General features: G+C 39.4%; 19 protein-coding genes. 4 read left to right on the forward strand and 15 right to left on the reverse strand.

From position 1 onward, the window contains the following. Positions 1 to 143 precede the first annotated feature (143 nt). Complete coding sequence (bioB, locus tag ABES52_RS04945) at positions 144 to 1,121, reverse strand: biotin synthase BioB (protein WP_429649582.1); 978 nt, start codon at positions 1,119 to 1,121, stop codon at positions 144 to 146. A gap of 152 nt (positions 1,122 to 1,273) precedes the next feature. Then, a complete protein-coding gene (locus tag ABES52_RS04950) occupies positions 1,274 to 2,575 on the reverse strand; it encodes an ATP-binding protein (protein ID WP_429649542.1) in 1,302 nt (433 codons plus the stop codon). A gap of 507 nt (positions 2,576 to 3,082) precedes the next feature. On the opposite strand from ABES52_RS04950, the gene ABES52_RS04955 reads away from it, so the two are divergent. Continuing rightward, positions 3,083 to 4,024, forward strand: a complete 942-nt coding sequence (locus ABES52_RS04955) for an HD-GYP domain-containing protein (protein WP_429649544.1) — start codon at positions 3,083 to 3,085, stop codon at positions 4,022 to 4,024. 520 nt (positions 4,025 to 4,544) lie between these two features. Here the strand turns inward: ABES52_RS04955 and ABES52_RS04960 are convergent. Beyond that, positions 4,545 to 5,999 carry an alanine/glycine:cation symporter family protein gene (locus ABES52_RS04960; protein WP_429649546.1) on the reverse strand — a complete coding sequence of 485 codons (1,455 nt, stop codon included), beginning with the start codon at positions 5,997 to 5,999 and terminating at the stop codon, positions 4,545 to 4,547. A 428-nt stretch (positions 6,000 to 6,427) separates the two neighbouring features. Between ABES52_RS04960 and ABES52_RS04965 the strand changes: the two genes are divergently transcribed. Then, positions 6,428 to 6,988 carry a thioredoxin family protein gene (locus ABES52_RS04965; protein WP_429649548.1) on the forward strand — a complete coding sequence of 187 codons (561 nt, stop codon included), beginning with the start codon at positions 6,428 to 6,430 and terminating at the stop codon, positions 6,986 to 6,988. A 188-nt stretch (positions 6,989 to 7,176) separates the two neighbouring features. On the opposite strand, the gene ABES52_RS04970 is transcribed toward ABES52_RS04965, so the two are convergent. From ABES52_RS04970 to speD, 3 genes are all read right to left on the reverse strand, one after another. Continuing rightward, on the reverse strand, positions 7,177 to 8,097 hold the full coding sequence (locus ABES52_RS04970; RefSeq protein ID WP_429649550.1) for a pseudouridine-5'-phosphate glycosidase: 921 nt from the start codon (positions 8,095 to 8,097) through the stop codon (positions 7,177 to 7,179). Then, positions 8,094 to 9,191, reverse strand: a complete 1,098-nt coding sequence (locus ABES52_RS04975; RefSeq protein WP_429649552.1) for a carbohydrate kinase — start codon at positions 9,189 to 9,191, stop codon at positions 8,094 to 8,096. The genes ABES52_RS04970 and ABES52_RS04975 overlap by 4 nt, the downstream gene beginning before the upstream one ends. Before the next feature lie 132 nt (positions 9,192 to 9,323). Next, complete coding sequence (gene speD, locus ABES52_RS04980) at positions 9,324 to 10,658, reverse strand: adenosylmethionine decarboxylase (RefSeq protein ID WP_429649554.1); 1,335 nt, start codon at positions 10,656 to 10,658, stop codon at positions 9,324 to 9,326. Between the two features lie 400 nt (positions 10,659 to 11,058). On the opposite strand from speD, the gene ABES52_RS04985 reads away from it, so the two are divergent. Together ABES52_RS04985 and ABES52_RS04990 are read left to right on the forward strand one after the other, a co-directional pair. After that, positions 11,059 to 11,616 (forward strand): tyrosine-type recombinase/integrase, encoded by a 558-nt coding sequence (locus tag ABES52_RS04985; protein WP_429649556.1) that lies wholly within the window; start codon positions 11,059 to 11,061, stop codon positions 11,614 to 11,616. A 22-nt stretch (positions 11,617 to 11,638) separates the two neighbouring features. After that, positions 11,639 to 13,159 carry a potassium/proton antiporter gene (locus ABES52_RS04990; RefSeq protein ID WP_429649584.1) on the forward strand — a complete coding sequence of 507 codons (1,521 nt, stop codon included), beginning with the start codon at positions 11,639 to 11,641 and terminating at the stop codon, positions 13,157 to 13,159. Positions 13,160 to 13,269: 110 nt separating this feature from the next. Here ABES52_RS04990 and ABES52_RS04995 read toward each other — a convergent pair whose 3' ends face one another. The 9 genes from ABES52_RS04995 to ABES52_RS05035 form a co-directional block, all read right to left on the reverse strand. After that, complete coding sequence (locus tag ABES52_RS04995; protein ID WP_429649558.1) at positions 13,270 to 14,538, reverse strand: MFS transporter; 1,269 nt, start codon at positions 14,536 to 14,538, stop codon at positions 13,270 to 13,272. 73 nt (positions 14,539 to 14,611) lie between these two features. Beyond that, a complete protein-coding gene (locus ABES52_RS05000; protein ID WP_429649560.1) occupies positions 14,612 to 14,740 on the reverse strand; it encodes a hypothetical protein in 129 nt (42 codons plus the stop codon). A 308-nt stretch (positions 14,741 to 15,048) separates the two neighbouring features. Next, positions 15,049 to 16,149 (reverse strand): bifunctional diaminohydroxyphosphoribosylaminopyrimidine deaminase/5-amino-6-(5-phosphoribosylamino)uracil reductase RibD, encoded by a 1,101-nt coding sequence (gene ribD, locus ABES52_RS05005; protein ID WP_429649562.1) that lies wholly within the window; start codon positions 16,147 to 16,149, stop codon positions 15,049 to 15,051. 33 nt (positions 16,150 to 16,182) lie between these two features. Then, entirely contained in the window at positions 16,183 to 16,947 is a 765-nt protein-coding gene (locus ABES52_RS05010; protein WP_429649564.1) for a DODA-type extradiol aromatic ring-opening family dioxygenase, read from the reverse strand. Positions 16,948 to 17,203: 256 nt separating this feature from the next. Continuing rightward, positions 17,204 to 17,989: a GNAT family N-acetyltransferase gene (locus ABES52_RS05015; protein ID WP_429649566.1), complete on the reverse strand. Its 786-nt coding sequence runs from the start codon at positions 17,987 to 17,989 to the stop codon at positions 17,204 to 17,206. Between the two features lie 279 nt (positions 17,990 to 18,268). Continuing rightward, positions 18,269 to 19,639, reverse strand: coding sequence for a D-serine ammonia-lyase (gene dsdA, locus ABES52_RS05020; RefSeq protein WP_429649568.1), 1,371 nt, complete (start codon positions 19,637 to 19,639; stop codon positions 18,269 to 18,271). Positions 19,640 to 19,954: 315 nt separating this feature from the next. Beyond that, a complete protein-coding gene (locus ABES52_RS05025) occupies positions 19,955 to 20,647 on the reverse strand; it encodes a DUF2306 domain-containing protein (RefSeq protein WP_429649570.1) in 693 nt (230 codons plus the stop codon). Between the two features lie 160 nt (positions 20,648 to 20,807). Further along, positions 20,808 to 20,960: a hypothetical protein gene (locus tag ABES52_RS05030; protein WP_429649572.1), complete on the reverse strand. Its 153-nt coding sequence runs from the start codon at positions 20,958 to 20,960 to the stop codon at positions 20,808 to 20,810. A gap of 78 nt (positions 20,961 to 21,038) precedes the next feature. Then, the coding region (locus ABES52_RS05035; protein ID WP_429649574.1) for a hypothetical protein at positions 21,039 to 21,296 on the reverse strand (258 nt) is incomplete at its 5' end.

The following is a 21,296-nucleotide window of genomic DNA, read 5'->3' on the forward strand; positions in this document are numbered from 1 at the left end:
TCACTTTACTCAGATATTATTTTTAAAATTAAACCAACTTTTAGAAAATCAGTTAAAGATGTAATCTTTTCAATTCATATTTTCCCATAAAGAGAACATCCCGTTAAAAAGACGACTTCCCAATCGGAGTCGTCTTTCTCTTACTATTCGATTTCAAATCCTAAATCTTCAATCATTTGATGGTCTACGGTTGCCGCCTGCCCCTCTGTCGTTAAATAATCGCCGACAAAAATAGCATTCGCCGCATAAAGTCCAAGTGCTTGCAACGATCGTAAATTCACTTCCCGACCCCCTGAAATGCGAATCTCTTTTGTTGGGTGCATAAACCTAAACATGGCAAGCACTTTTAAGCAATATCTTGGGTTGAGTTCCTTCATATTTTCCAGTGGAGTACCTGCAATGGGATTTAAAAAGTTGACTGGAATCGAGTCAGCATCCAATTCTTTTAGTTCTAATGACATTTCGTAAATATCTTCTTTCGATTCTCCCATACCCACAATCACACCCGAACACGGGGAAATGCCGGCATGTTTCGCATGTTTCACCGTCTCTACGCGATCATCGTATGTGTGCGTCGTTGTAATTTCTGAATAATGCCCCCGACTTGTATTCAAATTGTGATTGTACCGGTCGACCCCAGCTTCTTTTAATTTCGCCATTTTTTCTTCGCTTAAAATTCCTAGACACGCACAAATTTTTAACGGCATCTCATTCTTAATTTCTTTTACCGCTTCGACCACTTGATCCACTTCCCGATCAGTAGCTCCCCGACCGCTCGCGACAATACAATACGTCCCAGCTTTCCGGTTTAGCGCTTCTTTTGCCCCAGCTACTAATGTCTCTTTATCTAACAACGTATATTTTTGAATAGGTGCATTAGAGACGATAGATTGAGAGCAATAGCCACAGTCTTCTGGACATAACCCACTTTTCGCATTAATAATCATATTTAATTTCACTTTCTTCCCGTAATACGTTTGTCGAACTCGAAAGGCTGCTTGCATAAGCGGTAAAAGTTCATCATCGTCTGCATTTAATACCGATAATGCTTCTTCTTTTGTTAAAACTTCTCCCTGCAATGCTTTATCCGCCAACCGTTCCCACAAGTTCGTCGTTACCATGTTTGTTTCCATGCCAAAATTCCCCCATCCCGAATATTTTGTTAACCTCTCTAAAAAAATAGTTTACATATATTTTTATCAAACCATCTTTCCCACCTAATGTCAATTTTCACTTTTATCAAACAGCACGACTAAACAATAAAAAGACTCCCCTATTCGGCAGCCTTTTGAATCGGTAATCGAACGGTGACGGTTGTTCCTTTGCCTACTTCACTATCAAATTCGATACTTCCTTCATGCCTTTCAATAATTTTTTTACAAACAGCTAGTCCAAGTCCCGTCCCTTTTTCTTTCGTCGAGTAAAAAGGTTCCCCTAGTCGTTTGATCCGCTCTTCCTCCATTCCTTGTCCATTGTCCGTAACCGTTACCACCGCAGTACTTTCTTGAACATCCAAAACAATATCGATTTTCCCATTGTCTTTAATCGCTTCAATGCTATTTTGAATAATGTTAATAAACAATTGCTTCAATTGATTGGAGTCTCCAAATACAGTAATGTCACCTTTGAAAGGTTGCTTAAAGGAAAGCTCGGCATTATTTAAATGAGCTTGAGCTTCCATAAGGACCGTTACTTGTTTTAACAGAACCCCTAAATCGATCGGAGCTAATTGGGCTTCTTGTTTTTTTCCTAATAGGAGCATCTCGCTTGTAATCGTATGTAACCGATCAATTTCCGACATCATGATATCTAAATAAGCTGGATTCAACGATTTGGTTTCGTGCATCAATTGAACAAAACCTTTAATAGAAGTTAATGGATTGCGTATTTCGTGAGCGACCGCCGCGGCTAGTTGACCGATGACGTACATTTTTTCGTTCATAATCATCATTTCTTCATTTTTCTTTTGTTCCGTAATATCGCTAATAATTCCATACACACCAGATACTTGTTCGGAAACGATGATTGGAATAAGTGCACAACGGATGTTTCTTACGTTCCCTTCCTTATTAATTAATAACGTTTCAAACTTTATGGACTGCCCATTTACGACCTCATAAAAATAGTTTCTCACTATGTCCATTTCCTTTGAGTCAATGAATTGATCAATCCTTTTTCCTTTCGCTTCTTCCGTTGAAATTTTAAATATGTCTTCTCCCGATGGATTTAATGAAACGAGGTTTCCCATTAAATCCAATTCAATGACACCGTTCGGATTATGAATAAATAACGATTGATATCGAAGCGTACTTTGTTGAAGCTGTTTTTCTTTTTTCTCGAGTTCGTCCTTAGATTGAATCAATCGTTGAGTACGTTGTTCAATTAAATAATAAAACAACACCCCGGTTACCATCGTAAAAAACCAACCTTTATATCGCTGAAAGGTAATGTATGATTGGATATTGTCTTTCGACAAAATAAACGAATAATAGTCCGTAAGTAAAATCCAAATCACTCCAATGGCTACATATATACCAGCAATTCGAATGGCAATTCGTTGCGCTTCTTTGTTCATAACCAATCTCCTATTACGATTTTTACTCTCCTAAACTGTATGTCCAATTTTACATCTCCCACTTTAAAAGAGGCTAATATAAATGTTGTTTTAATATCATTTGTAAAATTTGGATTATTTATTCTTCATGTATTAGCAATGCTACATGACAAATCCATATGACTAATTTGTAATACTAGCTTTCAATTATTGTAAAAAAATGATAGAGAAGGTAAAATATTTTTCAGAATAACCAAAATATAGTTGACAATTTTTTCGAACTAATAATTCTCGCATTTATCCTATATAGGTAGTTAGAACTATATTTTTAACTAAAAAATAGATATTTAGAATTGTTTTAAAAAATATGGTTGCATTCGTAATTCCAATTTTATTCAATAAAAGTGGAAGTTGGAATTTTTGCCCTAATCCAAAATTGAATTCAAAATTGAAAAAAAATATAATAAGGATAAACTATTATTCTTGCACATTTCTTTTATCAACGTGCCAAAATTATGAGGTGGCTACATGGACGAGCAAAAATCCTACAAAAACTCCTTTCATATTACGACTTTAAATGAATCAAATATAAAAGTTGTCAAAATGCGCGGTATTGAAATTAGTCTCATTGGGGACGGCGACGGAACCCAAGTCATCCATGAAAAAATGGAAGCCGGGAAGAAATGGGCTATAGTCCCTGATGGTGAAGGGTATTTAGAGTTTTTTATGTTGTTAAGTGGAGAAATGACTTTTAAATATAAAGATACAACGCGAGTAATTACTCCTGGTTTTTCTATTTCTAATGTCAATCAAACGGATACCATGTTATTTATATCCAATACTGATTGTGAATTTCTATATATCACATCTATTCCTGTTTTTCAACATTACGCCCAATCTGCAGCCGAGTTAGAGCATATGGCGATTTCAATAGAAGAAAAAGATGGATATACCGCCCATCATTGCGACAACATTAAAAACATGGCTATTTTATTGGCAGATAAACTCGGTTTAAGTTCTGAACAAATTTCAATTATAAGTTACGGAGCCTTTTTTCATGATGTAGGTAAAGTAAAAATACCCTTAGAAATTTTAAACAAGCCAGGCAAGCTAACAAAAGAAGAATTTGAAATAATGAAAAAACATACAATTTACGGTGCTCAATTATTAAGAAGCCTCAAAAACCCACTCATTGACCGGGCAGCAGTCATTGTGGAGCAACATCATGAACGATGGGATGGAACTGGCTATCCGCATGGTTTAAAAGGAGAAGAAATTGATATTGGTGCTGCCATTGTTTCAGTGGTTGATTCATATGATGCAATAACTAGTGATCGTGTATATCAAAAACGTCGCTCAAAAGAAGAAGCAGTTGAAGAGATCAAACGATGTAGAGGTACAATGTACCATCCCGATGTAGTTGATGTTTTTGTTAAATATGTAGAAGAAATCGATAAATTAAAAAAATAGATTCTAAGTAAGGAGGTGAGAATAAATGAAAAAATTGTTTGCAAAAGGTATGGTTACTGCTACTATTGCATTAGCTACACTTGTAACTGTTTCTCCTAACATTGCTATTCACGTACCGTAAGAATTAAAATGAATAGGATGACCCTTGCTAAGAGGGGCATCCTTTTTTATGTTTAGATTTATCAACAATATACAGACGTAAAAACAAAATTATCTTATATAAATATTATTTAAATACTATAATCTTACTTTCCTTAACCATCTACCCCAAAACCAACTACTTTAAACGTATCGAATTTTAATGACCATCCAGTTGCTTTCCCACATATTTCGAGCTTCTTTATCATCCGTTCAAGTCCGCTCTTAAGTCGAAGTTCTATATAAAAGGTTGAGCCAGATACCAATACCACCAACGGAAACAGTACCATTCTTCAAATCTGTCTGAATAGGAAAAAACTATTCGCTCTCAACAAAAAAACGTGTGAAGAAACCTCTTCCTTCACACGTCTCACATATAATATTATGAAACTCGATTTTCTTCTCCTTTGTACTCTTCTACCCAATAATCAGCATTTTTAATTCCGAGTTTTTCTGGGTCAAAGACAGGATCCAATCCTTGTTTTTTCTGTTCTTCGTAATCTTTTAATGCCACTAAGGCTGGTTTAGCGAGAAGAACGATGGCAATGACGTTGAGCCATACCATGATTCCTAAGCCGATATCACCAAGTGCCCATGCAAGTTTTGCTGTTTTTACAGCACCGTAGAATGTTGCTGCTAGTAATACAACTTTTAAAACAAACATTGGCGTTTTGCTGTTACGGCCACGCGTTAAATAGGCGATATTTGTTTCCGCCATGTAGTAGTATGCCATAATGGTTGTAAAGGCAAAGAAGAACAAGGCAATCGCTACAAACCCAGCACCGAAGCTTGGGAATACTGTTTCAATAGCGGCTTGCGTGTAAGCAGGACCTGCTTCGACACCTGGCAAGCTCTCACGAAGGAAGTTTCCATCTGGATCTTCTACGTTGTACATACCAGTAAATAAAATCATGAACGCCGTTGCGGAACATACTAATAATGTATCGATGTAGACAGAAAATGCTTGAACAAGTCCTTGTTTAGCTGGGTGGGAGACTTCGGCTGCTGCCGCTGCGTGAGGTCCAGTACCTTGACCAGCTTCGTTAGAGTAAATTCCACGTTTTACTCCCCAAGAAATAGCCGCACCGACAATACCACCGAAGGCAGAATCTAAAGCGAAGGCACTTTTAAAAATTAATGCAAAAACAGCTGGTAGCTCAGTAATGTTTAAAGCAATGATAATAAGTGAAAGAAGAATATAACCGACAGCCATGAACGGAACAACGTATTGTGCAACCGTTGCAATACGTTTTACTCCACCAAAAATAATGATACCGATAATAGCAACAAGAATAATTCCGGTAATAAATGGACTAATACCAAAAGCATTTTCTAATCCTAAAGCAATAGAATTAGATTGAATACCTGGCATTAATAAACTCATGGCAAAAATAGCGGAAATTGCAAATAAAACACCGTACCATTTCCAGCCTAAACCTTTTTCAATATAATAGGCTGGTCCTCCACGATATTCCCCATCTTGTTTAACCTTATAAATTTGTGCAAGAGTTGATTCGATAAACGCACTAGCTGCTCCGATAAAGGCGATCGTCCACATCCAGAATACCGCTCCGGGTCCCCCGAACGCAATCGCCGTTGCTGTACCAGCAATGTTACCAGTACCAACACGTCCAGATAGAGCAATTGCCAAGGCCTGAAATGATGATACCCCTGCGTCTGAGCTTTTTCCTTGGAACATGAGCTTAATCATGTCCTTTAAGTGTCTTACTTGTAAAAAGCGAGTCATGATGGAAAAAACTAATCCTACCCCGAGACATAGATAGATGAGCGGTGAGCTCCATAAAATCCCTACTATGTCATTTACGAAGTTCTCCAAGCAAACTTCCCCCTTTTTTAAAAAAATTCAGGTTATTTATAAATATAAATAACTTATCAAAATTATAAAACAAGTAATTTATAAAATACAACACTTTTTTGCTTTACCTCTGTAAAGAAGTGCTTTTTAAAAGAATAATAAACGTATTTTAATATAATTGAAATCATTCTTTAATATTTGGAAAACCTTCCTATTTCAACACCTATAAAATTTTTCTAAATACTTTCCATTTCATGTTTTCTATCCTATCATCCATGTAAGTGTCTTTCCTATACCGTCAGTAAAAAATATTTTATTTCAAAACCTTTACAATTATTGTATAAAAATTCAAAACGCCAATCTCCATCATTTTTTACTCCATTTTGTTTGTGATTCGAAGGAACCTTTTGTACGATAGAGATGAGATTATTTTAAGGAGGTTGTTTCCGATGGCCCGAACAGAATCGAATATGTTTCCGCTTGGAAAAGAAGCACCACAATTTACATTGCCTGATGTGGTTTCTGGAAAAAATGTTTCCTTAAACGACATCAAATCGGACGTAGCAACAGTAGTCATGTTCATTTGTAACCACTGTCCGTTTGTCAAACATGTGCAACATGAGCTTGTTCGACTAACGAATGATTATATGCCAAAAGGAATTTCATTTGTGGCAATTAACTCTAATGACGTCGAAAACTATCCAGATGACTCACCAGAAAAAATGAAAGAGGTTGCCGAAGAGCTTGGTTACCCATTCCCTTATTTATTCGATGAAACTCAAGAAGTGGCGAAAGCATATGACGCTGCATGTACTCCTGATTTCTACATTTTTGACGGCGACCTAAAATGCGTATATCGTGGTCAATTGGACGACTCTCGTCCTGGAAATGACGTCCCGGTTACCGGTGAATCTATTCGCAAGGCCCTTGATCAATTGTTAAAAGGGGAGCCAGTTGATCCAAATCAACGTCCAAGCCTTGGCTGCAACATTAAATGGAAAAACCAATAAGTGAATTTCATCTATGTTCTTCTATATAAAAATTCCCCCATTTCCTTTACCCATCGAATGGGAAATGGGGGATTTGTTTGTCTACGATCATTTTATATCTATTAATCAAACGTTTGATTAATAGATGTATTCCTTGAAAGATAAGGTTCGTTTTTATTAAACAAACGTATGTTTAACAATCATATTCCTTATTTATTATTTACCATCGCTTTAGCTATGCGCGCAGCTAATTGGGCGTTATTTTTGACAAGCGCAATATTCGCTTCGAGACTTTTTCCTTCTGTTAATGTCTTCACTTGATCCAATAAGAATGGAGTTACTTCTTTACCTGTAATCTTCTTTTCTTCCGCTTCTTGAAGGGCTTGGTTGATGATCGAATGAATATAGGACTCTTCAAGTTCATGTTCTTTCGGAACAGGGTTGGCAATGACCAATCCGCCTTGTAAACCTAATTCCCATTTCAATTGAATAAGCTCAGCTATTTCTTCTGGTGTGTCTAATTGATAGTCTACATGATACGGGCTTGTTCTTGAATAAAAGGCTGGTAATATATTGGTGCCGTATCCGATGACTGGTACACCGTTGGTTTCTAAATATTCTAAGGTAAGACCTAAATCTAAAATCGACTTCGCCCCAGCACAAACGACCGCCACGTTTGTCTGTGCCAGCTCTTGTAAGTCAGCGGAAATGTCCATTGTCTTTTCTGCTCCCCGATGCACACCACCGATTCCACCAGTTGCAAACACTCGAATGCCAGCTAAATCCGCACAAATCATTGTTGCCGCTACCGTTGTCGCTCCATGCTTTTTCTTCGCTAAAATATACGGAAGGTCTCTTCGGCTTACTTTTTCAATGTCGTTGCTTGTTCCTAAAAATTCGATTTCCTCTTTCGTGAGACCTACTTTTATTTTTCCTTCAATAATGGCAATGGTTGCTGGTACGGCTCCGTTTTTTCGAATCACTTCTTCGGTTTCAAGAGCCGTTTCTACATTTTGTGGATACGGCATGCCGTGTGAAATAATTGTCGATTCTAACGCAACGACTGGTTGATTGGATGATAAAGCTTCTTTTACTTCTTCTGATAAAACAACATACGTTGATAGCTTCATTGTTCGTCCTCCTTTTGAAAATAAGTGTTTACAGTATGTAATAATCGCTGTTTGTTTAATTCAGTCGATACCGTTTCTTTAGTTGAAAGAGTAATAATCGAACAACTCATCCCGTATTGACAAGCCTCTTTTAACGTTTGGTTTTGCCAATGTCCGAATAAAAAGCCGGCAATAAAGGCATCTCCAGCACCAGTCACATCGACAACGTCTACCTTTGGGGCATCGATGAGTCCGTATTCTTCTTTTGATTTATAGACAACCCCATCTTTTCCCCTTGTAATCACAACTTTCTCACAACCTAACGAAAGGAGTTGATCACAAACACTTTCCAAGTCTTCCTTCATCATATTTGTGTACGTTCTTGCTTCATGCTCATTGGCAATGAAAAAGTTAACACCATATAATTGAGCAGGTAACTTTTTAATTTTCAATGACGACACGGGAGCAAGACATAACGTTTTTTCTTCTTCCCGACAAAATTGAATGACCCAATCAATCGACTCTGCTGGTATATTCGTATCTAAAACAATTACACGTGCATTCAACAGCTCTTGCCGAAAGGTCTCCATCACTTTTGGGGTCATCGTGTCATACACATTCATATCGGCAAATGCGGTGATCAACTCCCCGTCACGAGAAAGGATCGCGGTATACGATCCAGTATTTTGTCCAGTAACATGCATTACCAACCGTGTATCTACATATTTTCCTGTATCTTCAAGCAATTGTTCACCTTCAGCATCGAGGCCAACCGTACTAACTAAGGAGACAGGTATATTGAGTCGTCCTAAATTCTCTGCAATATTTCGAGCGACTCCTCCAGTTGTTGATGAAAATTGAATGGGGTTTGACGTCCCCATTTGAAGCTCATCCACATATCCTTTTCGATCAATGTTGGCCCCACCGATACAAATGATTCGTTCATCCGCTGGAAGTACATACGCTCTACCTAAAATTTTCCCTTGCTTCATTAACGATGAAATATATCCAGCTACCGCTGGACGAGAAATTCCTAAGGAATCTGCTAATTCTTGCTGGGATATGAACGGATTGACTCGTATATGCTCTAAAATTTGCTTTTCACGTTTGTTCAACTCCATCCCCTCCCTATTGAAACGGTAAGTGTCTGTTATTTGTATAGAAAATAAACAATTGTTTATATTTTAAACAATTGTTTATATCATACATAAAAACGGTTGACTTGTAAAATTTGTCAGACGTCTTACTTACCTATTTAAGTTTCGAATTTCTTTTTGATAAATGTCATGAAGTTGAGATTGTTTTTTCGTATGAACAACGGCATACGGCTCGGTTCTTTGCGCCCGGTTTGTTAACTGGAAAAGTTTCGTTACTGGATCAGGGAGGGCTTGATGAGGGACAGGTACGTAAAACATTTTTTCTTTTAACGGTTGATGGGCCGCCAAATGGAATCCCCAAATACCAAAGGACGGAACAATCCGTTCATATGGTAATGTGAATAATCCCGCCGCTTCCATCGTCTTCGCAATACTCCAAAAGACGATTGGTGTATCTTCTGTTGAGTTGGATTGACAGACGAGCGTACCCGTTTTTGATAGTCGTCTTGCGATTTTCTCGAACATTTCTTTTGTGTAAAGTTCGGCAATCACTTCGTCTACAGGGTCCGGAAAATCAATAATGATAACATCATATTGTTTTTGGCATTTTTCGATAAATGCATTGGCATCTTTCACATGAACCGTGACACGCGAATCAAAGAACGCTCGGTTGTTTTGCTTCGTTAACGCTGGAACCGTCCGAGCAGCCTCTAATACAACCGGATCAATATCGACTAACTCCACTTGTTGTACATCCGGATATTTTAATACTTCTCTAAGAGCTAACCCATCTCCCCCACCTAAAATAAGGACACGTTCTCGTTTGTCGTTCCATGACATCGCCGGATGAACAAGTGCTTCATGATAATAACGTTCATCGATCGAGCTAAATTGCAACTCATAATCTAAATAAAGACGAAGGTCGTTTGCTTCGACGATAAAAATATCTTGAAACGGACTTTTTCCTTGATAATGGACATGATGTTCTCCGCTTAATATTTCTTTTAATTGAATTATATCCCACTCATTACTTTGGTTTGGCTTGATCATTTGGAGATGCTCCATTTGGGTAGTTAATCGATTGTCTTTATTTTGAGAAGTCCATTGTTTTCGTAAAATTGGGTCTGAATGAGTTTTATTTCCTCTAGGTACATAGTAAACTTGAGTGAATTGCGCTCCAATTTGTTCAGTAAATGTTTCAATGGCCTTCCATAACCGATCCGTTGATGTGTCTCCGCACGTGTACAAATCGAGTGCCGCATACTTTTTTTCTGGCCACGTGTGTATGGAAAAATGAGAGGTACTTAACACAATGACTCCCGTTACCCCTTCTGGATAGAAGGGATGAAAATGACTCGATAACTTATTCATTCCAACTTGATTCACTATGTTGCTCATTTCTTTTTCCAACCATTCGCCTGAGTTCAAACGACTTTCCGAACAACCGTAGGATTCAATAATAAAATGGTGACCCGTAGTATCCATCTTCGTTCCCCACTTTCGCCTTTTTCACAAAATATGTACAATCTTTAACATTCGCTTGTATGTTTGTCTATAAAAAGCGTTAGACACTTATGAAATTCAGGTATGGAAGGAATAATTAGGAGTTGTTACGTTGGTCAGGACATGTGAATCCGTTAGATGTGTGGCTTATTGGACAAATTACTCTAGTTTTAGGATAGGGGCTTGGGGGGACAGGGACACACTAAGAAATGGAAGGAGGTAAAAGGTGATCCCTTTTTTACGTTCATCATAAGGAATGGGGCACAACTAGAATGTTTGCCTTCTTGTCTTTTATTACTATTTTTCCGAATAGTAAAAACATAAATTTAATGTAACATAAAGCTATGATATAATTATGTTATGCTACATCGGAGGAAGTGCAATGAAAACTGTTGAAGCAATTAAAGATGAAAAACAACTTCTATCAATAAAAGCATTTTTAAAACGACGTTCACTGCGTGACTATTGTTTATTTTTGCTTGGAATTAATACAGGTATCCGAATTAATGATTTACTGCATTTACATGTAAAAGACGTTATGAGCGAATCAGGTGAAATTCTTCACTACCTTCAATCCTCTGTTTACACTGATCCACCCGTATATTTTAACGATCATGTTCGTAACTCTTTACGAGCATATATTCAAGAAAGTTTACTCCGCTACACCGATTACCTTTTTCAATCAAGAAAAACGAATGAACCAATTACTCGTCAGCAAGCTTACCGAATTATTAATGAAGCAGCTAAACTATCAGGAGTGAAAGGGTCAATTGGTACCCACACACTTCGTAAAACATTCGGCTATCATGCGTATAAAAAAGGAATTGCGATTTCACTCATTCAAAAAAGGCTGCAACATTCCACTCCCTCTGAAACTCGTCAATATATAGGGATTACAAATCAAAATCCTGTTTATATCCAATTGGATGTAAATTTATAACAAAGAGAGTGAGTTGACAACCATGTTTGAAGATATTTTGCATACAGATACATTTGTTTTACTTACAGCTATTTTATTTATCACTGGTATCTTGACCACGAAATTTTCTTCTCGTATAGGAGTACCTGCTCTTGTTCTATTCATGGTGGTCGGTATGGTTATGGGAAGCGATATATTAGGGATTATTTATTTTGACAACGCAAGTACCGCCCAACTTATAGGGGTCTTTGCCCTTATTATTATTTTGTTTGAGGGTGGACTTCAAACAAAATGGAGTACGCTTCGCCCTGTTATTCTTCCTTCTCTTTCTCTTGCAACCATTGGGGTTATTTTAACATCTGGAATCGTCGCACTTGCAGCAAAGATGATTCTTGACCTGGGATGGCTAGAAGCAATCCTGTTTGGTGCAATCGTTGGTTCTACAGATGCAGCTGCCGTGTTTGCTGTGTTAAAGGGACAAAATATTAATGAACGCGTTGGTAGAACATTAGAAGCAGAATCAGGCTCGAACGACCCGATGGCTGTCTTTTTGACAGTTGCAATGATTGAATTGATTACGATGCCCGATGCAAATGCACTAACGTTGGTTGGTTCTTTCTTTGTACAAATGGGGGTTGCTCTTATCGTTGGTTTTCTTTTCGGTAAATTAGCCGTTGCAGCTTTAAATCGCATTAATCTTGATTCAAGTGGGCTATATCCCATTTTCGCGATTGCGTTTGCTTTACTCACATACGGGATCACGGCTTTTCTGAACGGAAGTGGTCTTCTTGCCGTGTACGTATTAGCTATCATAATTGGAAACGCAGAAATTGCATACCGGCATTCGATTTTTCGGTTTTCAGAGGGCTTTGCATGGATGATGCAAATATTGATGTTTGTCATTTTAGGTCTTCTTGTTTTCCCATCCGAGCTCTTTACGTGGACCATTTTCTCAAAAGGTATCTTAATTTCAGCAATTTTAATGCTTATTGCTAGACCGATAGCTGTTTTTGCTTCTACGATTAAAATGAATTATACAAATAAAGAATTATTATTTCTTTCATGGGCAGGATTAAAAGGTGCGGTGCCAATTGTCCTTGCCACATTCCCTATGTTGGCACATATTGAAAACAGTCAACTTATCTTTAATGTTGTTTTTTTCGTTGTGATGACGAGTTGCTTAATTCAAGGAACAACTATTACCTATTTAGCTGAAAAACTTGGATTAACGGGTCCACAGAAAACTACTCCGATGCATTCGCTCGAGCTCATTTCGCTTGGAAAAGCAGATGCAGAAATGATTGAATACGAGATAGAGACCGACTCGGCCATTGTAGGCAAATCATTACAAGATATTCCTTTTCCAGACGGTTCTTTAGTCAACGCAATTATTCGAGAAGATCAGCTCATTACACCTACTGGAAACACCATCATTTATGCAGGAGATTTCCTCTATATCCTTACTTCAAGAAAGAGTAAAAATCAATTAAAACAGCTTTTACAAGAAAAGAATAAAAACAGTCAATTAGATGAGGAGAGAATGAATTTATCTAATTCTGTATAACGAAATTGATTGATAACAACCACTTATCTTGTTGGGTAAGTGGTTGTTTTTATTATAAAAGGAGGGGGGTGATTCAAAAATAACATCCTTCCGCACGATGGGAAGGATGTTTAAATCGATGTGGAGGTGTCCAATTGAGGGTTTTCTATGTTAAGTCCGAAATCTTCTGGTTGAATTTCACTCGATTTTGGTAATTTCCATAACCTTGGAATAAGGAGCCAAAAGAATGCAATGAATAAAAGTCCTAATGCTGGGGAAGCGAGCACATGCGTACTTCCAATTTTTAATGCCAACACCCCAGCAATGAGGGACCCAAGTGGCATCGCTCCAACAGATACACTGCCTAAAACAGTGGACACGCGAGCTAAATATTTCGTCGGGACGACAGATTGAACGACAGCCGCCATGACGACATTGGTCGCACCGATTGGCAGTAAAGATAAGGCGAGTAAAATAAGACTTGTATATGTATTTGGTACGTAAATGGCACTTGCCCAAAGAGCCGCGGAGCCAGCAAAGGAGAACACAGCCACTTTACCAAGTGGGAAACGTTCAATCGTTGAGGCAAATAACGTCCCTATCAAGATTCCAAATGAAAGGGCCGCTAAATAAAATCCATAGACAGACGCGCCCCCACGATGATCGGCGTAATCCGGCAATACTCCATTCACCATTCCAAAAGCAAAGTTGGCAATTAATCCGCCTAGGGCAGCTACAAAAAATAACGAGCGAAATACAATATGTAACCCTTCTTTTAATTGTTTTCCATACTCGCCAAAGGATGATTCTTGTTTTTCCATATTAAGACGTTCAATCGGTAATTTTAACATCGAGAAAATAAGCATAGCGGCTAAAAAGATGACGGCATCAGCCAATAAAATCGTCGTGGCCCCAAATGTCGCAATAAGCAAGCCTGCTATTGTCGTAAAAACGAGTTCCATTCCGTGAAAAGCAAAAGAAAATGCGGTATTTCCTTTGACTAATTGTTCTTTTTCTAAAATCACTGGTAAAAGGGCGGACTGCATCGGAAAGACAAGTTGGTTCATCAGCGCTAGTAAAGGCATGATAACTAAAAGAAACTCAACAGTTAGCCAATTGAAATGAGCCACAATCGGAATAAACAAAACAACGATTGCTTGAGTCAATTGAGTCGAAACAAACGTCTTTTTTATGGGCAAACGCTCTACAATTGGTCCAAAAAACATTTGCAACGCATTCGGAATTAAGACAAGAAATCCTGCAAGTCCCGTGTAAAACGTCGAGCCCCCAAGCTGGTGAACGAGCCACATCGTCGCAATCGCATACAAACTATCCCCAGCGTTGGATAATAAGCGAGCAGAAAACAGTTGAACAAATGTTGGATTTTTCCAAATTAACACTTTATTCCCTCCTTTTTTCCACCTCCCCATTTTATCATAGGATTTAAATTTTATGACAAAATTTTCGTTTTTTTCAAATAATATTATTTACAGCTGTTCGTAAAATGGGGCCATGATGCACAGGAACGCTTAGTTCTTTTAATTTCGCTTCCAACACGATATGTATATCGTAACGTTTCACACCTAATTTAATTGTTTCCACATTTCCTTTCCTTTTAAAAATGCTCTACCCTGAAATAACTGTGGATCACTTTTTCTGTATTTTATTCATCCATGTGACAATTTTTATTGGCATGGGTGTCTGTTAAACGATACTGTTGATATTTATACATTTCTCTGCAGGCGGACGCTTTCCTAGGGCAAGCCGCTTCCCTTGCTACGCTCAAGTAACGGTCTTGCCTGACTTGCTGTTCCCGCTGGAGTCGCCGCCGTGTGAATAACTTGCTAAAAATCAACAATGACATTGAAAAAAAGAAGGACAACGCCATGCTGCCCTTCTTAGTCATTCCATTATTCTTCTTTTTTATAGACAGGATAACCTTCGAGTTTTATATCCGGTCCCACTGGCGTTACCGTAAAGCTTGTCAATTCAATGGCTTCTTTCATCAACGCTTTTCCTTCTCCTTCGAAAAAGGTTGGAGCCATGCGCCCGCCAATCAATTTCGGAGCCACGTAAACGACCACTTTATCGACAAGACCGTTGTTCAAAAACGAGGCGTTCACCTCGCCGCCTCCTTCGACAAGAACAGAGGAAATTTGCTCTTCTCCAAGTATGCGCACCACTTCTTTCACATCGACCCGGGACGGATGACTCGTTACCAAAACTCGTATTCCTTGGTCCTCAAGTGCTTCTTTTTTCTTTTTATCATACGCTTCGCTTGTAAAAATCCACGTCTCCGCTTCGTTATTAGCTAGCACACGGGCATCGAACGGAATTTTTAACGTCGAATCCAGAATGACGCGTAGCGGATTTCGTCCATGAGGAATGCGGGTTGTGAGCTGTGGATTATCTTTTAAAACCGTATTTACCCCCACTAAAATCGCCCGATGTTCATGACGAAGTTGGTGCACATCTTCTCGCGCTTTTTCTGACGTAATCCATTTACTGTCAGCAGTATAGGTGGCGATTTTTCCATCAAGCGTCATCGCTGATTTAAGGGTGACAAATGGAAGCTTTGTAGTGATGTACTTATTAAATACTTCATTCATTCTTTTTGCTTCTTCTTCACACACCCCAACAATAACCTCCACACCCGCTTCTTCTAACATACGCACTCCGCGCCCAGAGACAAGCGGATTCGGGTCAAGGGTGGCGATAACAACTTGTTTTACACCAGCACGGACCACCGCTTCCGCACAAGGACCTGTTCGACCGTAATGTGAACAAGGTTCTAATGTCACATACATCGTGCTCCCTTTTGCAAGGTCCCCGGCCATATTAAGCGCATGAATTTCCGCATGCGGTTCTCCTGCCTTTAAGTGAGCCCCAATTCCAACGATGCGATTGTCATTGACGATTACCGCTCCAACCAGTGGATTCGGATCGGTTTGCCCTTTCATTGCTTTTGCATTTTGAATGGCTAACTGCATGTAAAATTCATGATTTGCCACTGATGAGTGCGCCTCCTTCGTGTCCAGTTAGGTTTAAAATTGAAAACACACGTAACTCAATGTTCCGTATTCGTATGCTCGAAACAATAATTGAGGCTTGTCCATCGTTCCACTGCCCATCGCGATAAATAATGGAACAAAATGTTCGGGACGAGGGATTGCCATTGACGCATGTGGGGCGAGCTCTTCATAACGGAAAAGTGCGGCGAGATCTTTCTTTTGAACATGCTCAATGAGCCAGTCATCAAATTCCACTGCCCATGGCTCTGGTGTTTGTTGGCCCCATTTTAGCAATCTTAAGTTATGAACAGTGGCTCCGCTTCCAACAATTAAAATATCTTCCTCTCCTAGTCCGCGTAAAGCTTCGCCAATCCGATATTGCTCTTCAGGTGGTAAAAACGGATGAACGGATATTTGCACAACCGGAATATTGGCATCCGGATACAAATGCTTTAATACGCTCCACGAACCGTGATCAAGTCCACGCTTTGTATCGATGGTTGTAGGAATCCCTTGTTTTTCTAATCGTTGTTGAACAAGGGCTGCCACTTCTTTTGACCCTTTGGCCGGATATTGTACTTGGAATAACTCTTCAGGAAATCCATAAAAATCATGGATCGTTTCGTATTCTCCCTCAATAGAGGAAATCGTCAATACCTCACGTTCCCAATGGGCCGTGAAAATCACAATGGCTTTTGGCTGAATCTGTTTACCTATGTTTTGTAAAAATTTTGTATACTCATTATCTTGTATCGCAATCATCGGCGAGCCGTGAGCTACAAACAAAGATGGAGCCATGGGATTGAAACCTCCTTATAGCGATAAGCTAAAATTTTCTTTCATTGTACCATCTTCAATGCTGTGATTGCTGGATTGATGCTCAGCATATTTATGGATGCGCCAATATTTAGTTTCTATGTACCTTTTTGTATAGACTATGTACCAAATGCGAGATTCTATGTGCCTATAAAGAACTTTTATGTGCCAACTACGAATTTCTTTAGTACTAATACCTCATCTAGATAAAAAAAGCGAGCCGCTAATGGCCCACTCGTTATCGATACATCGTCCACGTGCCGATATCTTGAAAACCAAGTCGCTTATATATTTTACCGGCATCTGGATTATCATAAAATAAGCATAAATATTTTCCTTCTTGAATGAGATCGGAAATGATACGCTGCAGGATGGCGCTCGCGTATCCTTTTTGGCGATATTCTTTATCGGTGCACACGGCAACGATCATGGCTGAGAAGGAGTTTTCCGCAGCTGTGGACGCAGAGGAAACAATTTTCCCATCCTCTTCGATCACATACGTTCGACCGGTGTTAGTTTCAATAGATTTTATAAGCATGTCCCGTGAGCTAGGAGTGATTTGAAACTCGTCAATACGGCTTCGTAGGTCCATGATACGATCGACATCATCTATCGTTGCTAAACGAATATCATATGGTAGTTCTTTTTGTACATGCTCGGTCGACTTACATTCGGCAAAATACGTGACACGTTTTTTCCCTAGCGGAATGTCAGTTAACCCTTCAAATGGCTCTACCACATCCGATTTCCCTGATAGCTGAAAGTCACCGGAATACGAACGTATAATCTCAGCAAAACCTTCCACATCATAAGAAGCTTTCGCATAGGGAATAAAAGAATTATAGAAACGTAATAATACCGCTTTTAATTCCCCGTGTTCATCGAAGTCTCCCCATAGTTCTTGAAAATCTGCGTCATAGCCAAACTGTTCGATATCTCCTATGATAAATAGGTTCATCGAAGATTCTTCTTTTAAAAAAACAAACACCGCTTCGTGATCTTTCGAAGTCAACTTTCGAATCATCCTTCTCCCCCCTATTTTCATTTATCTGTTTATTCAAAATTTTATTTATAAAAAAATACCATTTCATCAATTTTATGGCAATATATTTTTTTACGATGATCCTATAAAGCAAATACTTAAGGGAATAATTCAATGAATAAGAGCAAAACACATTAATTATGAGAAAAAATCCAAAATTTATGAGAAAAAATTGAACTTTTATGGGAAAAAATCTAAATCTTATGGGAAAAAACCCACGTTTACGAGAAAAAAACTAATTTTTTCATGGGAATAGGACTATTAGAAATTATTTTTAAGAATTTCCTTCCCCTTTTGTACGTACTCTATCATCACTTCTTTCGGTACCATGCTTCCACCGGTTGCCCAAGCGATGTGAGTCGCCTGTTTCATTTTATCTTGAAGGCCATTTTTTAAGACGAATTGTTGGCCGCTTTCAAAGCGAAATAGGTTCGTTGGACCAATAACTCCGGCTAAAGCAGACGGTTCAAGTAAGATATTCTCCGTCTCCTTCATTTTTGTAAGTAAGGCGTATAACTGCTTATCAGACACTGTGTAGACACCGCTTATTAGTTGTTCAAGCGTTTTTCCGACAAAACCGGATGGCCGGCCGACAGCTAATCCGTCTGCTTCGGTTCGATTATCAATGCCAAAATCTTGAACGGCCACTCGATCGTGTAAACCAGTCATTAATCCAAGCAGCATACATGGTGAGTGGGTCGGTTCGACAAAAAAGCAATGTACATGGTCCCCAAATAGTAGTTTTAAACCGAATGTTACTCCACCAGGACCACCGCCCACTCCACACGGAAGGTACACAAAGAGAGGATGTTCTTCATCAATGACGATCTTCATGTCATCAAGTTGCTTCTTCAAACGGTACGCGGCCACTGCATAGCCAAGAAACAAGTGTTTCGAGTTTTCATCATCAATAAAGTACATCTTTGGATCTTTTTCCGCTTGCTTTCGTCCTTCTTCTACCGCTCGGCTGTAATCGGAACTGTATTCAATCACGGTGACCCCTTTTTCCCTTAACAAGTCCTTTTTCCACTGTTTCGCATCCGCCGACATATGTACAAACACTTGAAACCCTAATTGGGCACTCATGATGCCGATGCTTAGCCCAAGGTTCCCCGTTGACCCAACAGCTATCGCATATTGCGAATAAACTTGTTTAAATCGTTCACTATCGATGATGGAATAGTCATCCTCTTCCGAAAGCAACCCATGTTGCATGGCCAACGCTTCCGCATGTTTTAACACTTCGTAAATTCCGCCTCTTGCCTTAATGGAACCAGAAATGGCGAGATGGCTATCGCATTTTAGTAACATCTCCCCCAAAATTTCCTGACGGTACAGCTGCTCTAATTCCCGTTTCATATTTCGAATAGGAACGAGCGGGGACTCAATGATCCCGTGATTTTTTGCTGTTTCCGGATACACTTTCGTGATATAAGGAGCAAATCGTTCCAACCTTTTCGCCGCATCCAGCACGTCTTTTTCCGTTAGGCTGATTCGTTTCATCGCTTCTTCCAGAGGGGCGTACTTCGGATTTGTCCAAAACACTTCCTCCGTTTGGATCATGTTTTTAAGTAAAGGGTATTCCTCTAGCCATTGAGAGAGCATTTTACCTTTAATAACCGGATTGTTCATAGTTTCACCTCTTAGAATCGAAAAAATTAATGGTCCTGCACCTTTTATACTTTTATGGGCAGACTTTAATGATGATATTTTTTGGTCAAAACTTTGTCCCAACAAACGCAATTCTCCCAGATAACAAAGCAATGAACAGTGGCATGCTGTAGCTTGGTAGATAAGTGTGAATTTTGTTCCCTTTCAACACGGGACGTGTAAAACATGGTGAGAAGGAACCCTAAAACGAGTTTGAAGGTGAAAGAAGACAGCAAAAAAGCTGCTGATAAACAGAAGCGATGTCATACCTAAAAAAGTTCTTTTTCCACGAATCGATTACCCCGCTACTTTCCTGTTGCTAAATTTCCGATCATAATAAACAGAAAGACCGACAATGATCGGTGTTAATACGATGGTCGGTAAGAACCATAATAGCAAGCTGACTGATTCGATATTTAATAATCTCGGTGCACCAAACACCGTGAAAGCGGTAATGGTCGCAATGGAACAGCCTAACATCCCACTGAAGTGTTCAAACCACCAATGCATTTTTCGCTTTGGCTTTTGGAGCCAATAACGTAACTGTACCGTACTAAGAAACCCCCCTAATAGCGGAAACCAGGTAAGCAACGGAAAATCTTTTATATACCCATAAATACTCATTCCAATCGAAGATATCAACAATAACATCGGGAACCCTAAATCCCCCACATGTGTATGCCGTTCTTTTCTTGTTTTAAATCGTAACACACGAATTCCATAATAAGCGGTGGATGAGCTTAAAATGGATATATACAGCAAAAATAACGAAAACGAGACCAACACAGGTGAAGTAGTTGGATCAATAATTCGATAGATTGCCATGTACACCGCTGTTATCGCCACAATCACCATTCCAATGACGTAAACCCATCCGGAACGAACGTGAAGTGTTCCCCCTTTTTTTGTCACGACCGGAATCCAAAACGTCAATAATGCTGTAAATCCGCCCATAATATGCAAAATCCTCATCCATTCAAAAAGCTCCATGGCAAGCCCCTCCCTTTTTAAAAAAATTGAGAACTTTTAATACTATCGTACAAATGACCGACCTCTATGCGCTATATGAATTTCATTTTTTTACAAATATGTAATCACACTACTGAGTAAAAAGAGGAAAGGCATTCACTTTTTGACATTGACTTGTATTTTACGCCACTTGGCTTGCACTTCCCGCCACTTGGCTTGCACTTCTCGCTACTTGGCTTGCACTTCCCGCTTCTTGGCTTGCACTTCCCACCTCACGGCTTGCACTTCCCGCTACTTGGCTTGCACTTCCCACCTCTCGGCTTGCACTTCTCACCTCTCGGCTTGCACTTCCCGCTACTTGGCTTGCACTTCTCTCTACTTGGCTTGCACTTCTCGCTACTTGGCTTGCACTTTACGCTACTTGGCTTGCACTTCCCGCTTCTTGGCTTGCACTTCCCGCTTCTCGGCTTGCACTTCCCGCTTCTTGGCTTGCACTTCCCACCTCTCGGCTTGCACTTCTCACCTCTCGGCTTGCACTTCTCGCTACTTGGCTTGCACTTCCCGCTACTTGGCTTGCACTTCCCGCTACTTGGCTTGCACTTCCCGCTACTTGGCTTGCACTTCTCACCTCTCGGCTTGCACTTCTCACCTCTCGGCTTGCACTTCTCGC

Source organism: Aeribacillus pallidus (genome assembly GCF_050478865.1).
In the GTDB taxonomy this organism is placed as follows: Bacteria; Bacillota; Bacilli; order Bacillales; family JACDOC01; genus JACDOC01.

Coding starts and splice junctions, on each gene's coding strand:
- ABES52_RS04985 (WP_429649556.1), top strand. CDS start 11,059: ATGAAAACTGTTGAAGCAATTAAAGATGAAAAACAACTTCTATCAATA.
- ABES52_RS04955 (WP_429649544.1), top strand. CDS start 3,083: ATGGACGAGCAAAAATCCTACAAAAACTCCTTTCATATTACGACTTTA.
- speD (WP_429649554.1), bottom strand. CDS start 10,658: ATGGATACTACGGGTCACCATTTTATTATTGAATCCTACGGTTGTTCG.
- bioB (WP_429649582.1), bottom strand. CDS start 1,121: ATGGTAACGACGAACTTGTGGGAACGGTTGGCGGATAAAGCATTGCAG.
- dsdA (WP_429649568.1), bottom strand. CDS start 19,639: ATGAACAATCCGGTTATTAAAGGTAAAATGCTCTCTCAATGGCTAGAG.
- ABES52_RS04990 (WP_429649584.1), top strand. CDS start 11,639: ATGTTTGAAGATATTTTGCATACAGATACATTTGTTTTACTTACAGCT.
- ABES52_RS05010 (WP_429649564.1), bottom strand. CDS start 16,947: ATGGCTCCATCTTTGTTTGTAGCTCACGGCTCGCCGATGATTGCGATA.
- ABES52_RS04970 (WP_429649550.1), bottom strand. CDS start 8,097: ATGAAGCTATCAACGTATGTTGTTTTATCAGAAGAAGTAAAAGAAGCT.
- ABES52_RS04965 (WP_429649548.1), top strand. CDS start 6,428: ATGGCCCGAACAGAATCGAATATGTTTCCGCTTGGAAAAGAAGCACCA.
- ABES52_RS04950 (WP_429649542.1), bottom strand. CDS start 2,575: ATGAACAAAGAAGCGCAACGAATTGCCATTCGAATTGCTGGTATATAT.
- ABES52_RS05015 (WP_429649566.1), bottom strand. CDS start 17,989: ATGATTCGAAAGTTGACTTCGAAAGATCACGAAGCGGTGTTTGTTTTT.
- ABES52_RS05025 (WP_429649570.1), bottom strand. CDS start 20,647: ATGGAGCTTTTTGAATGGATGAGGATTTTGCATATTATGGGCGGATTT.